Raw genomic sequence first — 14,604 nt, 5'->3', positions numbered from 1 at the left:
TGCCTGGCGGCACCCCTTCTTGTTTGGCAGAGTGTGATGATTTATCCCGCGTCGCGTGCGGCAATGGCTTCGGCCTGTTTGACCATGACTTCGGCCTGTTTGATGGATGCGATATCGATCAGTCGGCCATCAAGGGCGACGGCACCGGCACCTTCGGCCTGTGCCTTGGTCATGGCTTCAAGGATGCGTTTGGCCTTGGTGACCTCGGCCTCGGACGGGGAATAGACATCGTTGGCAAGGGTGATCTGGCTGGGATGAATGGCCCATTTGCCTTCGCAGCCCAGCACCATGGCGCGTGCGGCTTGGGCGCGATAGCCATCCGGATCGGAAAAATCGCCAAACGGGCCGTCAATCGGGCGCAGGCCATTGGCGCGTGCGGCCACCACCATGCGGGCAATGGCATAGTGCCACATATCGCCCCAGTGATAATCGCGCGGATTGTCGCCGTCCTTGTCGGTCAGAACGCCATAATGCGGGTTCGGGCCGCCGATGCCGGTTGTCATGGCCTTGGTCGAGGCGGCGTAATCGGCAACCCCGAAATGCAGGCTTTCATTGCGTTTGGAGGCACCGGCAATTTCGTGGATATTCTGCATGCCAAGGGCGGTTTCAATGATCAGTTCGAACCCGATGCGTTTTTTGCGGCCCTTTGCGGCCTCGATCTGGGTTGCCATCATATCAAGTGCATAAACATCGGCGGCCGTTCCGACCTTTGGGATCATGATCAGGTCAAGCCGGTCACCGGCCTGTTCGAGCACATCCACGACATCGCGATACATATAATGTGTATCAAGACCATTGATGCGGACCGAGAGCACCTTGTCGCCCCAGTCAATGTCGTTGATCGCGGCAATGATGTTCTTGCGCGCCTGTTCCTTGTCGTTTGGCGCAACCGCGTCCTCAAGATCAAGGAAGATCGCATCGGCCTTTGATCTGGCGGCCTTTTCAAACAGTTCGATGCGGCTGCCCGGAACGGCCAGTTCGGACCGGTTCAGACGTGCCGGGGCCGGGGTCGGTGTGGTGAAGCTCATGGTAACGTCTCTCCAAAGCCTGTCATTCTGGAAGGATCGGCCTGTTTGTGTTTGGGCCAAGCTTCCGGCGTTAAATGCTTTTGTCCCGTTTTCGGGATCGTACCGTGGCCGCCGTGACAGAATTCTGAGCCCGCGGTCATTGTGCGCCGCAGTGAAATAGAGCGAATTTGATCCAATTTATGGTGCGCATGCTAACAGATGCAAGCCATTTTGCGCACACGACCATTGTCTGATGCCAACCGGAAGGCAACCCTGATGCGGGTCTGTCCGACTGGATTAGAAAAAACGCAGAAACAAGGCATAAAGCAATGGCCCGTTAAGGGCGCAGTGGTTAGATTACCCGGAATATTGCGGATCGGCTGTGCCCGTTTCCGTATCCTTGGGGGAATTTCAGGCAGAACCACACCGCCCATGCGTCGCGCTTATTCCATTCTTGTCTCTGCCGGGCTGGCACCCTTTCTGATTTTGGGGGCTTGCCTTGTGCTTGCGCTTTCACCGGGGCTGGTGCCGGGTGAACTGGCAGGGCTTGTGCGATATGGCCCCTTTATTCTGGCCCTTCTGGGCGGTGCGATCGGCTGGTGGTTTAACCGCGGGCGGGCGGTTTTCGTCATGATCCTGCTTCTGGTCTGCTACTGGTTGCTGGTGGGAAATGGCGGCGGATTTTCAGCCGATGGTTTGGCATTCCTGCGCATTGCGACGCTTTATCTGATCCCGGTTAATCTGCTGGTTCTGGGATTTACCGCAGAACGCGGGGTTCTTAATCCACGCGGTATTGCGCGGATGCTGGTGCTGGGATTGCAGCTTTTTGTCATGCTGATGCTGGCCGGCAAGGCCGATGTCGGGGCGGCGCTTTATCAGGTGCTGAATTACCGGCTGATCGATACCGGAAGTTTTATGGCCGACATGCCGCAACCGGCCCTGATTCTGGCGGTTGTTTCGGTCGGTATTCTGCTTGCACTGCATCGGCCGCTTGAAACCAGCTTTGCCGCCGCGATCATTGCTATTGCGGTGGCAACTGTCATGGGCCCCGGTTTTATCAAGTTCGGTTATCTGGCGGCAACCGGTGTGGTTCTGGCCGGGTTGGCACAGGAAGCCTGGCGGATGGCATTTGTCGATGATCTGACCGGGCTGCCCGGGCGGCGTGCCTTGGGCCATGCCTTGGCTGAACTTGGCAGCCAGTATGCGATTGCGATGCTTGATGTCGATCATTTCAAGAAATTCAACGATACCTATGGCCATGATGTCGGTGACATCGTGCTGCGCAAGGTTTCACGCGAACTGGCGCGCGTTGGCGGCGGTGGGAAAGCCTTCCGCTATGGTGGCGAGGAATTCACCGTTGTCTTTGCCGGACGGAGTGCTGAAAAAGCCCACGAGCCGCTTGAAGCCCTTCGCAAGCGGATTGCCGCAACCAGAATTACCCCGCCCGACAAAAACAAGACGGTTTCCGTGACAATTTCGGTTGGTCTCTCGGAACGTGACGAGGATGTTGACGATCCGTGGGCGGTGCTGAAACAGGCAGACGAAAAACTTTATGCCGCCAAGCAGGCCGGGCGTAACCGGGTTGCGGTTTAAGGGCGTCATTGGCGCGATGTCGTGCCATTATTGGCAGAAAACCTGCATTTTCGGTTGAAAATCGAACTATATTTTAGGTTTTATTTTCCTTTTTTGAATCACCCATAAGGCGTACCGTTGAGTCGTTTCATTCAACGACAGGAGGCCTTCCATGGCACGGATCATCGGTACAAACGAAGACGACGTGTTGAACCATACCTCTCGTGGTCGTGACGTTATTTATGGGCTGGATGGTGATGATGAAATCCATTTCAGCCAGTCAGACACGGTGATCGGTGGGGCCGGGGCCGACAGCTTTTTCGTCAGTGGGCGATCTGACGATTACGTATTGTCCTATGCGACGTCGCGCGAACCGCTAACCTTCAAATTCTACAATAACGAAGATGCCCCGTCTGGCGAACAGGTGGCCGAACTTGACGTCAGTGGTGGTGATGCGGATGGCGATCAGCTGATTGTTGGAGAGTATGGCGACCATATCTCCCAGAAGCTGGGCGTGATTGGTACTGACGGAGACGATTATTTTGAAGGAGAAATAAGTGCGGTCGAAGGTGGCGGCGGTGCCGATACCATCAACTTTGATTTCCGCGATATCTCTCCTTCTTCCTATTCCCGCTATGCGCCGACTGTTGCGTATGGCAGTTCGCCCGAAGCCATTTACTTCGATCAGGACAGCATGAAGGGTCATGGCGGGGATGCAGAGGGGGACAGAATTTCCTTTGCGGATGATAGCGAGCTTCGCGATCTGAACATACGCGGATCAAATCATGATGACCTGCTGATTGGTGGGGAGGAGCGCGGTGGCACCCTGTTTGGCGCGGGGGGCGATGATCTGATGATCGGTCGCGGTGGTGACAATACAATGGTTGGCGATACCGGCAATGACACCCTGATGGGAAATGACGGTGATGACCACCTGACAGGCGGCAGTGGGGCCGATTTCCTTGATGGCGGCAGCGGGCAGGACACGATCAGCTATCAGACGTCTGCCGAGGCTGTGCATATTGATCTTGGCGCGGGCATTGCCGAAGGTGGGGATGCCAACGGGGATGTCCTGATTGATGTCGAGGACATTTTCGGAACCAGCCATCGCGATCTTTTGATCGGTGACGATCAGGACAACAATATTGATGGCTATTTTGGATATGACACCATCTATGGCAAGGGCGGTGATGACACGCTAACCGGGGCGACGGCCTATGGTGGTGAGGGCAACGATACCCTTTCTGGCACGGAATATGGCCAGCCTGATCGCGACTACCTTTACGGTGATGCCGGTGATGACACCATTCTGGGTAATGAAGGCGGCGATTATCTATATGGCGGCGAGGGCAATGACACGGTTCTGGCCGGTGAGGTGTATTATGACGATGATCTCTTTCCGCCGGACGGCACCCATGCCGATGGCGGAGACGGGGATGACATTGTCAAAGGCCACAATGCGGACGACTTTCTTTATGGCGGCGCCGGGAATGACCTTATCGAGGGTGGTATGGGTGACGACGCAATGTATGGCAACGATGGTCAGGACATCATGCGCGGGGATCACGGCGATGATCAGTTGGTGGCCGGTGCTGGTCGCGACCTTCTGGAAGGTGGTCGGGGCGCGGATCGGATGTTCGGGCAAGACGGGCATGATGTCCTGCGCGGGGACTATGGCGAAGACGCGCTGTTTGGCGGGGATGGCAATGATCTTCTGACCGGCGGTGCATCGTCGGACAATTTCGTCTGGGTCCGGTTCGAAGGCGGGGCGGAACGCGATCGCATTACCGATTTCGAAGCAGGCGAAAATGGTGACAGGCTTTTGCTGGGCAAGACATTCCAGGAAAAAAGCGGCATCGATGATTTTGATGATTTCATCCATCACGCCGAACAGAACGACACAGGTGTTTATGTCGATTTCAGTGGTGGTCGACATTACAGCTATGGCGTTCAGATCGACGGGATCGAGATCGGCGATCTGGTTGAAGGCAACGTGACCTTTGATGTCGACGATTACGGAAGCTTGTAAGCCGCGACGCTATTTCAGTTCTTCAAACCGGAACAGCATGCGCATTGATCCGGCGGTGTTGGCAAGCGTTGCCAGACAGGCAGCCGCACGGTCGGCCGGGATGGCAACCGCAAAGCGTGTTGTATAGATGCGCGCGTCTTTTTCATCGGTTGCCGATGCCGCCAGTTGCACGATATTGGCGTTGAATTCGATGAAAATTTCCGACAGTCGGGCGATCAGGCCGGGTTGATCAATGCCGGAACATTCAATCATGTGCGTGGCCCCCGGTGCGCGGGTCAGAAGCGGGGCGGGCTGAATTTCTTCGACGGTGATTTCGGCCTGTTCCATCGGCAGTTCACAAAGGGCTGCCTCGCATTCGGTGATCGGGCAGGTGTCGGGCAATTCGCAGGTGGTGACAAAATTCGCGCGCCCCTGATCGAGCACAAAGCTGGTTGGCCCCAGATTGGCACCGATATCAAACAGACGACCGGATATATCCGATACCAGACCGACACGATCAGTGCAGGAAATGGTGATGCGCGTGTTGGCATTCATGCGTGGGGCTCCTTGAGGCGATCATAAGATGGCATCAAGCATAGCATTCCTTGCCGTTTCCGGGCACCGGCTTTTTCCCGTTTTCAAGACGCACAATCGATGCTGTACGCAGGAGGGGCCTGTGTGGATGTCGGGCAGTCATCACAATTAAATGATGGATCAGAATGGATCCGTCGGGTGCGAAGGGTACGTACGGATTTCGACAGCACAAATGTCGGGAACATCCGACGACATATGGACAGGAGTTCGAAACATGACTGCTTTGAAGAAAACCGTGATCGCAACCGTTACAGCCGCGGCACTCGCATTGGCAACCCTTCCGGCAAAGGCCGCCGACATCGTGGATACAGCTGTATCTGCCGGGTCCTTTAAGACGCTTGTTGCCGCGGTTCAGGCAGCCGGGCTTGTCGAAACCCTTAAGGGTGAAGGGCCCTTTACCGTTTTCGCGCCGACCGATGATGCGTTTGCCAAGCTGCCAGCAGGAACTGTCGACGACCTTCTGAAACCGGAAAACAAGGAAAAGCTGGTGGCCATCCTGACCTATCATGTGGTGCCGGGAAAGGTTATGTCGACGGACATCGCGGGCAAGGAAATGGAAGTTGCCAGCGTTCAGGGCGACACCATTGATGTAAATGCGACCAGTGGTGTCATGGTTGACGGTGCAACGGTAACCCAGGCCGATGTCGAGGCCGATAACGGCGTTATCCACGTTATCGATACCGTCATCATGCCGGGTATGTAATCGGCCAGCATATATTTGCGCAAAGTCAGGCCCGGGCGGGATCGTCCGGGCCTTTGTGTGTTATGTCGGCTGGTCTGCTATCTGGCGGCGAATTCGCGCCGTGCGCCTTCGGCCTGTGTGTCAAGATGGGCCCGCAATTCGCCAGGCAGGCCAAGGCAACCGGCAAGCCGGTCAAGATATTGCTGTTCGACCTGTTCATCGGGATCAATCGACAGGCTGGATGCCAGATAGATTTCGGCACCCTGTTCGCTGGTGCGTGTGAGACGGGCAATCGCCAGCGGATCGGCATCGGCGGAAAATGCATCAAACAGAAACGCCTTTTCCGATGCGCCCAGTTCAAACTGTTCGATCTGGGCGGCAATGCGTTTGTGTTCTGCCTGATCGATATGTCCGTCGGATTTGGCGGCGGCAATCATGGCGCGCACCAATGCAAGGCGGAAATCAACATCATCCTCGCCGCGTTCCTGCTCCGGGGCAAAGCCGCTATCGGCTGGAATACTGGCAAGATCGGTATCGCGCGCATGGTTTTGTGGTTTCTGGCGGTTGCTGTAATCGCGCCATGCCTTATAGGCAAGGCCCGCGACCAGTGCCGTGCCGCCGTACGCCAGCACTTTGCCGCCCATCTTGCGGCCCTTTTTTGAACCAAGAACCGCAGATATCAGCCCGCCGCTTAGCGCGCCACCAACGAGGCCGCCGCCCAGGCCGCCGCCCAATCCGCCGGATGTAGCCTGCCTGATTTGGTTGCCTATTTGCCCGGAACTTTTCGAGCCGAGCACATCGCCGAGAATCTTGCCGATATCCATTCCTGTCTCCTTGCGGACCTTGGTGCTGTTTCCTTCAGATATGTCTGAGGAGGCAGACGGGGCAAGGATGACGGGGGCAAGTTGCGTCAAACGAGGGGGGAATCGGGTCTGGGATGTAATCCGCTTCACATTTCTGCGTTCCGAAAGACCGGACAGCGAAAGCGCGATAAATTTTGATCCGGAAATGGCAAAGGCCCGACGCGATAACGTCGGGCCTTTGAATGGCGCGCCCGGAAGGATTCGAACCTCCGGCCTTCTGATTCGTAGTCAGATGCTCTATCCAGCTGAGCTACGGGCGCTTTGCCTTGGTTTCCGCCGGTTTGCGTTGAGTGCTCCCCGTCGGCGGAGCGGAACTTATGCAAACGAGCGGGGCATTGCAAGCGGTAAATTTCAAAAAACCGTATTTTTTCCGAATGCAGGTTTTTTACCGCTGCTAGGGCCTTGTTCTGCCCCGGTTTGTTGCTTTTGACAACGATATGACAAACTATGGCTAAAAAAGGGGCAAATGCGTCTTGTTCCACACGTGGTCGTGGACTAAGATGCATTCAATCCCGGGGGAGCAGGGGCTTGTTTCAATTCATAAAAAAGCAGGCCCAGGGAGATTCGCTTATTCCTACTTAGGTAATAGATCGAAATGGCCGTTCGTAAAACCTACCTCGCCGTAATCGGCGCCGCCCTTTTGCTGGGGGGATGTTCTTTTTCTTCAGAGGCCCTTTGGCCGACTTTGGCTGGCGAAGAGAATGCCGGCTCTGAAAATTCAGCAGCAATGGCTGATACAAGCGGGGCAGATGCTACGACATCAAGCGATGTTGCGCGCAGTTCCCAACCGCTTACAGGCATTTCGCAGACAGGAACCTTTGTCGGTTCCAGGGTCGAAAACATGCAGTCCGAGCTTAACCGCCTGAAGGCTGCGCTGAATGATCACAACAACGAATTGCAGCAGCTTCGTGCGCAGACAGTTCGCAATTCGCAGGCCTATCACGGGACTGTGGCAGCGATCAGCGCACGTTTGCAGGTTGGTACCACGCCGGGCAACCCGGTTCTGGTGCAGCAGTGGAATACCGCGCAGCAGGAACTTGATCGTGTAAATGACGACATTGCGGCGATGAATTCGCTGGCCAACAAAGTGGCCGCTGATTCGACCCTGTCGACCTTCCTGCTTGAATCAGTCCGGTCTGCCTATCAGGTTTCCGGTGCTGTTGACGAAGATCACCGTCAGCTCGCACTGCTTGAAGACGAAACCAATCGCACCACGGTTCTGATTGATCGTCTTCTGAATGAAATCAGCGAAGGCCTTGCCCGTCAGACGTCTTATGTCAGCAACGAGCGTGCAAACCTCAATGCGCTGGCACTGGCCGTCAAGAATGGCGAGATTTTCGGTGATGCGCTTTCCAAGCGTGTCTTCCAGTCACAGGCTGCACCGGCATCTGCCGGTGCCAGCATGGCATCGACCAGCGAACGTCCGCTGGTGGTTATCCGTTTCGACAGCGCGAGCGTGAAATACGAGCAGGCGCTTTATAACGCGGTCAACCGCGTTCTGGAGCGCCGCCCGCAGGCCAGCTTTGATGTTGTTGCGGTAACGCCGAATCGTGGTACCCCGGCGCAGGTTGCGCTGAACAGCAACAAATCAAAACGCAATGCGCAATCGGTTCTGCGTTCCCTGACAGATATGGGAATGCCCAGCACGCGTGTACGTGTTTCTGATGCGACCAGTGCCTCGGTTTCGGCCAACGAGGTACATGTCTTTGTCCGCTAAGGCGGTTTGAGGCAGCAGGTTTTATCAACGGTTTGCCAAGCTTCCAGGCGGGTGCCCTGATCATTCAGGGTGCCCGTTTGTCATTTCAGGCCGCGATGAAAGGGGACGTCCGCATGGGCGATCTTGTCAATCTGCGTCAGGCGCGCAAGCAGAAGAAGCGCACAGCCAAGGAAAAACAGGCCGATGCCAATCGTGCCCTGCATGGCCGCACACGCGGCGAGCGCACGAAAAAAGACGCCGAGGACCGCAAGGCCGACAGGCAGCATGATGGCCATTATCGCGGTGGTTCCGAACCGTCTGAAAATACCGAATCTGATAAAACCGGCGATGAAACCGAATCCGCTGTTGCCGGGGGCGGGAAAAATCCCGATGACGTCGATATGGCATCTTCGGACACCGACACCGGCGCTGGTAGCGACAACGTGATTTCGTTCTTCCGCGCCGCCAATCCGAATTCCAGACCCGATAACGATTAAACACAAAACGCTTTAAACCGGTTCTTGCGCCAGAGCCGCCGCCTGATGGCTTTGCTATCTGGCGTCGCGATACATCTTTGGGAAATTGGGTGACGCATACTGGTTGCCCTGCTGTTGGCTGGACCGGTACGCATTCGTACCCGGAAGCAGCCGGCGGGCAATATGTGGCCATCGGACGGGCATCCGGGCCAACCGGATCAATTCCGGTGTGGTCAATTCCGGCACCGTCCTGGTTCCCCCAAATGGTGCCGGTCGCAGCTTTTCATGCCGGGCCGCATTCATGGCCGGAATGATTGCCTATCTTACAAGCGTTTCGGCTTCGCGTTTGCTTTGATCAAGGGCTTCGTCCCAGCCCATCAGCCAGTCTTCATGATCGCGGCTGTCGGATGGATAGGGATTCTCGGTTAACCGATGGGAACCCAGTCCCGCCGAGAAACCCGATCCATAAGCGGGATTGGGAAGGTGCCGTTCATGCACAACCGGGGCATTGGTATCGTAAATCTGATTGCGAAATGCCGGTAGCGAACACAATACCCCATCATCGATTCCCATCGGATAGGCCATCATCATGGCCCTGCCAAGGGATGTGATGGACAGGCTGTTATCCGTTGCCGTCTCCACCAGACCGGCAATTTTCAGATGCGAAATTGCGTTACTGATGCGTCGTCGCAAGTCGGGTGAGTCTTCGACAATGATCTGATTGCCGTCATCATCCGTGCAAAACAGGGATAAAATGCGTTCAAGCAGGATGCTTTGGTCAAGGTTGCCATCGGCACCGCGAAGCACCGTCAGCATCAAGGCGGGATCGCCAGGCACGAAATCCGTCGCAGTGGACATCAGGGGCCTCCGTTCTGTCCGAACCGAATTCCCTCCCATAGGCAGCGTTTTCTCTCTCGTTTTCGGGGCCGTCGCCGGACCCTGCTGCCTTTTATTATTATAGTTTGCAGATATGTTTCCATCTTGTGAAGACAAGATTGCGCTTTGGTAGAATTTTTTGATTTTTAAATAGATTTTGACGCAAATCGCGCGCTACCCCGCAAGAAATGCGGTGGATTCAACGCGATATCCCATGTCCGGATCGCGTCGCTAAAAACGATCACATTTTCGATATCGGCTGCGGTACTCAGGCGTCGGATTTCGATCCGTCGGTTTTGCCGGTATTCTTGGGGCCATCGGGATTGCGCCAGACCCGAACCTTGTTCCGGCCGCCTTCCTTGGCGGCATAGAGCGCCTGATCGGCCTTTTCGATGATCTGTTCGATCGTGCGGGTTTTGGTCATCGGGGCCGCCCCGATAGAGGCCGTGACCGGCAAAATCGTACCATCATTCAGCGTCACCGGGGATGCTTCGATAACCCGGCGCAGGCGTTCAAGAACGCGTGCGGATTGCTTCATGTCGGCATTTGGCAGGCAAATCAGGAATTCTTCACCGCCATAACGATAGACCTTGTCGAACGGGCGGACATGCGATTGCAGGATACCGGCAACCGATTGCAGCACCAGATCGCCGGCCTGATGGCCATGTGTGTCATTCACCGCTTTGAAGTGATCCAGATCGACCAGGGCAATCGCGGTTGGTGTATCGGTGCGCACAGAACGTTCGCGTTCATTGCCAAGGTCGCTCAGCATGGTTTGCCGGTTATAGGTGCCCGTCAGCGGGTCGACATCGGAACGTGCGGTCCGGAAGGCCCGTTCGAGCCGACGAAGCTGGGCAAAAAACGATTCGGCGCGCAGTGACAGCATTTCGAATTCGGCTTCGTCGACGCTGCCATCAATCTCGTGGCCGTCCAGAAGCCGTCTGGCGGACGCATGAAGCTGTTCATGGGTGGTGGCAAGCGCATGCATCGCAGGCTGGTCTATGAGCCTGTTATGGCGATTAAGCGCATACCATGCCCCAAAGTCGCAATCGTGGTCTTCGCTATGGTCGTGGGCTGTTGCGGGGGGCTGTTTGCCCGCGGGCAGGGTCAGGCGGCGGCACCATCCCAGCAGAAGCGAGATATGTTCGCTAAGCGCCTTGTCGAGTTCTGCCAGAATATCGCGTTCCGCATCAGCCATGCCGACTTCGGCGATGCTTTCGCCCATCTTCCGGGAACTGCCCGGTTTGGCTTTGCTGTTTCTGGCACCCCTGTTCTGGCTGTCACTCATCTGCGAATCCGGGGAATACATCGACAAAGGTCTGTTTTAACAGCCTATCGAGTTCCGCCATAGAAATATCGACGCCCAGATCGGCAAGGCTTGTAACCCCGTGATCGGAAATGCCGCATGGGACAATGCCGCCAAAATGCGATAAATCGGGATTAACATTGATCGCGATGCCATGGAACGTGACCCAGCGTCGCACCCGCACACCGATGGCGGCGATCTTGTCTTCGCGTCCGCCATCGCGCACAACCCAGATACCGACCCGACCATCCCGGCGTTCGCCGGTAACCCCCAGCAATGCCAGGGTGCGAATCACCCATTCTTCAAGGTTATGGACATAGGCCCGAACGTCCCGACCGCGCTTTTTTAAGTCCAGCATCAGGTAAACGGTGCGCTGTCCGGGGCCGTGATAGGTATATTGCCCGCCGCGTCCCGCGTCATAGACGGGGAAGCGGTCCGGATCGACAAGATCTTCGACATGCGCGCTGGTTCCGGCCGTATATAGCGGCGGATGTTCCAGAAACCATACCAGTTCCGTGGCTTTGCCGTCATGGATGGCTTCGGCGCGCGCTTCCATTTCGGCCAGCGCTTCGGGGTAGGAAACCAACCCGGAGGCGGTGCGCCAGTCGGGAATTTGCGCGGTAGGGGCGATGGTTTGCATTTTTCCTGTCAAATAAGTGAAATGAGCCCTTGATCAGGGGTAACCTTTTTGCTATCTCCCTTTCCGCACCAAGGCAAGCCCACAAAATTACCTCAACGGGCTTGCAGACAAGACATATGCGGTCGTGGCGGAATTGGTAGACGCGCAGCGTTGAGGTCGCTGTGGGCTAACCCCCGTGGAAGTTCGAGTCTTCTCGACCGCACCATTATCTGGATCCCTCCTTCGGGAAGGGTCATGAAAAGAACCCGCCAGCGATGGCGGGTTTTTTCGTTTCGGATGATCCCCATATGAAACGGGACCGCTATTTGGTCGGTAACGAGGAAAGTTGCAGTGTGGCGTTGAAAATTATGCAATGCTGACCCTTGTCGTGTTTGGGCGGTTCTTTGAACTGAATGCTTCAAACCGGCTTGAAAGTACTTTACGCTGTGCGCCCCACTTAAAGACAAAATAATCAGGATTTAACCAATTTACGGTTAATTTGGCTCAAATACCTGAAATTAAAAGGTATTCTTATGGCAAACAGAAATGACAAGCTGCGCGAAGCAGCTTTGGACTATCACCGGTATCCCACCCCGGGGAAGCTGTCCGTTACGGCAACCACGACGCTTGCAAACCAGCGTGACCTTGCGCTGGCCTATTCGCCCGGTGTCGCGTTCGCCTGCGAGGAAATCGTCAAAGACCCTGAAACCGCAGCCGAATATACCGCGCGCGGCAATCTGGTTGGTGTGATTTCCAACGGCACGGCGGTTCTGGGCCTTGGCCCGATTGGCCCGCTGGCATCCAAGCCGGTGATGGAAGGCAAGGCGGTTCTGTTCAAGAAATTCGCCAATATTGATGTTTTCGATCTTGAAGTGAACGAAACCGACCCACAGAAATTCATCGATATTGTTGCAGCCCTTGAGCCAACATTTGGCGGTGTTAACCTGGAAGACATTAAGGCACCGGAATGCTTCATTATCGAGAAGGCATTGCGCGAACGTTGCAACATCCCGATTTTCCATGATGACCAGCATGGCACGGCGATTTGCGTTGCCGCAGCCGTGCGCAACGGCCTTCGGGTTGTTGGCAAGGATATCAGCAAGGTGCGCCTTGTCGCATCGGGGGCCGGGGCGGCCGCACTTGCGTGCCTTAACCTTCTGGTTTCCATGGGGCTGCCGCGCGAAAACATCACCGTAACCGACCGGTTCGGTGTGGTTTACAAGGGGCGCAAGGAAGAGATGGATCCGTGGAAAGCGGAATATGCCATCGACACCAATGCACGGACCCTGAGCGATGTGATCGAGGGGGCCGATGTGTTCCTTGGTCTTTCGGCGCCGAACATCATGGGCGAGGAAGAACTGCGCAAGATGGGCGAACGCCCGATCATCATGGCGCTGGCCAACCCGACCCCGGAAGTTTCACCCGAACTGGTCAAGGAAATCCGCCCGGATGCGGTTATGGCGACCGGACGGACGGATTATCCGAACCAGGTTAACAACGTTCTTTGTTTCCCGTTCCTGTTCCGTGGTGCGCTTGACGTTGCCGCGACCGAGATCAACGAGGAAATGAAAATCGCCGCGGTCGAGGCGATTGCCGATCTGGCAACTGCCGAGGTTTCCGACATTGTGGCGGCTGCCTATGGCGGGCAGGAGCTGCGTTTTGGGCCGGAATATCTTATTCCCAAGCCATTTGACCCGCGCCTGATGCTTGAAATCCCGCCGCGCGTGGCAAAAGCCGCAATGGATAGTGGCGTTGCCAAACGTCCGATCACGGATTTCGATGCGTATCGTCAGCAGCTTGAAGGCTTTGTCTTCCGGTCCGGTCTGGTGATGAAGCCGGTGTTTGATATGGCGCGTTCGCAGAAAAAACGCGTTGTCTATCCCGAAGGCGAATCGCGCCGTGTTCTGCAGGCCTGTCAGGTTCTGGTTGATGATGGTGTGTGTCATCCGGTTCTGATCGGTCGTCGTGATGTGATCCTTGAACGCATTGCAGAACTTGGTTTGCGCCTGATCCCGGACGAACAGGTTGAAATCCATGACCCGGAAGACAATCCGCATTTCGAACAGGATTGGCAGGATTTCCACAACATCATGGGCCGCCGTGGTATCAACCCGGAATATGCGCGGTCCATCGTGCGGACCCGTCCGACCGTGATTGCCGCCCTGATGCTGCGCCGTGGCGAAGTCGATGCGATGCTGTGCGGGTGCCAGGGCGGTTTCCTGCGTCATCTGCGCTATGTGCGGAACCTTGTCGGCGTGCAGAAGGGGGTTACCGACTTCTCGACCGTCAACATGATGATCATGAAGCAGGGGACATTCTTCCTGACCGATACCTATGTGTCGGTTGATCCGACGCCGGAACATGTTGCGGAAACCGCGATCATGGCCGCCGACGTGGTCAAGCGTTTCGGGATTACGCCGAAGGCCGCCCTGATTTCGCATTCGAACTTTGGCAGCCATGAAAACAAGTCGGCCTGCAAGATGCGCGATGCGTTGCAGCTGATCCGTACCCTGGCACCCGACCTTGAGGTTGAGGGTGAAATGCATGCCGATGCCGCGATTTCCGAAGAAATCCGGTCACGCATTTTCCCGAATTCGATGCTGAAAGGCTCGGCAAACCTTCTGGTGATGCCGACGCTTGATGCGGCGAACATTTCCTACAACATGGTCAAGATGCTGGGCGATGGTTTGCCCGTTGGCCCGATTCTGGTCGGTGCGGCCAAACCGGCCCACGTGGTCAGCCCGTCGATCACGGTGCGTGGGATTGTCAATATGAGTGCGATTGCGGTGGTTGATGCCATCAATCGCAGTCAGGAACACAGTTAAACCGCAAATTGCTATCGCGCGGCCCTTGACCGGGCCTGACCGATAGCGCAGAAACAGCCGTGCCGGACAACTGGTCCGGC

12 protein-coding genes and 2 tRNA genes are annotated in these 14,604 nt (G+C 56.1%); 7 read left to right on the top strand and 7 right to left on the bottom strand.

Features of this window, described 5'->3' with window-relative positions; translation table 11 throughout:
- Positions 1-41: 41 nt before the first annotated feature.
- Positions 42-1,028: an HpcH/HpaI aldolase/citrate lyase family protein gene (locus SMB34_RS05205; RefSeq protein WP_007088928.1), complete on the bottom strand. Its 987-nt coding sequence runs from the start codon at positions 1,026-1,028 to the stop codon at positions 42-44.
- A gap of 411 nt (positions 1,029-1,439) precedes the next feature.
- Between SMB34_RS05205 and SMB34_RS05200 the strand changes: the two genes are divergently transcribed.
- Together SMB34_RS05200 and SMB34_RS21510 are read left to right on the top strand one after the other, a co-directional pair.
- Positions 1,440-2,600 (top strand): GGDEF domain-containing protein, encoded by a 1,161-nt coding sequence (locus SMB34_RS05200; protein WP_037988159.1) that lies wholly within the window; start codon positions 1,440-1,442, stop codon positions 2,598-2,600.
- A gap of 151 nt (positions 2,601-2,751) precedes the next feature.
- Positions 2,752-4,608, top strand: a complete 1,857-nt coding sequence (locus tag SMB34_RS21510; protein ID WP_037988154.1) for a calcium-binding protein — start codon at positions 2,752-2,754, stop codon at positions 4,606-4,608.
- Between the two features lie 9 nt (positions 4,609-4,617).
- Here SMB34_RS21510 and SMB34_RS05190 read toward each other — a convergent pair whose 3' ends face one another.
- Entirely contained in the window at positions 4,618-5,142 is a 525-nt protein-coding gene (locus SMB34_RS05190; RefSeq protein ID WP_037988153.1) for a glycine cleavage system transcriptional repressor, read from the bottom strand.
- A gap of 253 nt (positions 5,143-5,395) precedes the next feature.
- On the opposite strand from SMB34_RS05190, the gene SMB34_RS05185 reads away from it, so the two are divergent.
- Positions 5,396-5,884 carry a fasciclin domain-containing protein gene (locus tag SMB34_RS05185; RefSeq protein WP_037988151.1) on the top strand — a complete coding sequence of 163 codons (489 nt, stop codon included), beginning with the start codon at positions 5,396-5,398 and terminating at the stop codon, positions 5,882-5,884.
- Between the two features lie 77 nt (positions 5,885-5,961).
- Here the strand turns inward: SMB34_RS05185 and SMB34_RS05180 are convergent, their stop codons facing one another.
- Both SMB34_RS05180 and SMB34_RS05175 read right to left on the bottom strand, forming a co-directional pair.
- Complete coding sequence (locus SMB34_RS05180; protein ID WP_037988267.1) at positions 5,962-6,687, bottom strand: tellurite resistance TerB family protein; 726 nt, start codon at positions 6,685-6,687, stop codon at positions 5,962-5,964.
- A gap of 222 nt (positions 6,688-6,909) precedes the next feature.
- Positions 6,910-6,986 (bottom strand) — tRNA-Arg (locus SMB34_RS05175).
- Positions 6,987-7,321: 335 nt separating this feature from the next.
- Here SMB34_RS05175 and SMB34_RS05170 point away from each other — a divergent pair.
- Positions 7,322-8,443, top strand: a complete 1,122-nt coding sequence (locus SMB34_RS05170) for a hypothetical protein (RefSeq protein ID WP_007088922.1) — start codon at positions 7,322-7,324, stop codon at positions 8,441-8,443.
- A gap of 113 nt (positions 8,444-8,556) precedes the next feature.
- A complete protein-coding gene (locus SMB34_RS05165) occupies positions 8,557-8,919 on the top strand; it encodes a DUF4169 family protein (RefSeq protein WP_084716495.1) in 363 nt (120 codons plus the stop codon).
- 297 nt (positions 8,920-9,216) lie between these two features.
- On the opposite strand, the gene SMB34_RS05155 is transcribed toward SMB34_RS05165, so the two are convergent.
- The 3 genes from SMB34_RS05155 to lipB form a co-directional block, all read right to left on the bottom strand.
- Positions 9,217-9,756 carry a hypothetical protein gene (locus tag SMB34_RS05155; RefSeq protein WP_037988147.1) on the bottom strand — a complete coding sequence of 180 codons (540 nt, stop codon included), beginning with the start codon at positions 9,754-9,756 and terminating at the stop codon, positions 9,217-9,219.
- A gap of 286 nt (positions 9,757-10,042) precedes the next feature.
- Positions 10,043-11,062, bottom strand: a complete 1,020-nt coding sequence (locus SMB34_RS05150; RefSeq protein WP_037988146.1) for a diguanylate cyclase — start codon at positions 11,060-11,062, stop codon at positions 10,043-10,045.
- The gene (gene lipB / locus SMB34_RS05145; RefSeq protein ID WP_037988144.1) at positions 11,055-11,720 is read right to left on the bottom strand and encodes a lipoyl(octanoyl) transferase LipB; all 666 of its coding nucleotides are present in this window, start codon (positions 11,718-11,720) and stop codon (positions 11,055-11,057) included. Before lipB ends, SMB34_RS05150 begins: the two co-directional genes overlap by 8 nt.
- A 118-nt stretch (positions 11,721-11,838) precedes the next feature.
- On the opposite strand from lipB, the gene SMB34_RS05140 reads away from it, so the two are divergent.
- Both SMB34_RS05140 and SMB34_RS05135 read left to right on the top strand, forming a co-directional pair.
- Positions 11,839-11,925, top strand: a tRNA-Leu gene (locus tag SMB34_RS05140).
- A 307-nt stretch (positions 11,926-12,232) separates the two neighbouring features.
- Positions 12,233-14,524 carry an NADP-dependent malic enzyme gene (locus tag SMB34_RS05135; protein WP_007088917.1) on the top strand — a complete coding sequence of 764 codons (2,292 nt, stop codon included), beginning with the start codon at positions 12,233-12,235 and terminating at the stop codon, positions 14,522-14,524.
- Positions 14,525-14,604 lie beyond the last annotated feature (80 nt).

This window comes from Thalassospira permensis NBRC 106175 (assembly GCF_000714555.1).
Taxonomy (GTDB): Bacteria; Pseudomonadota; Alphaproteobacteria; order Rhodospirillales; family Thalassospiraceae; genus Thalassospira; species Thalassospira xiamenensis.
The sequence above is the reverse complement of the archived record's forward strand: the minus strand, read 5'-3'. Positions and strand labels throughout refer to the sequence as shown.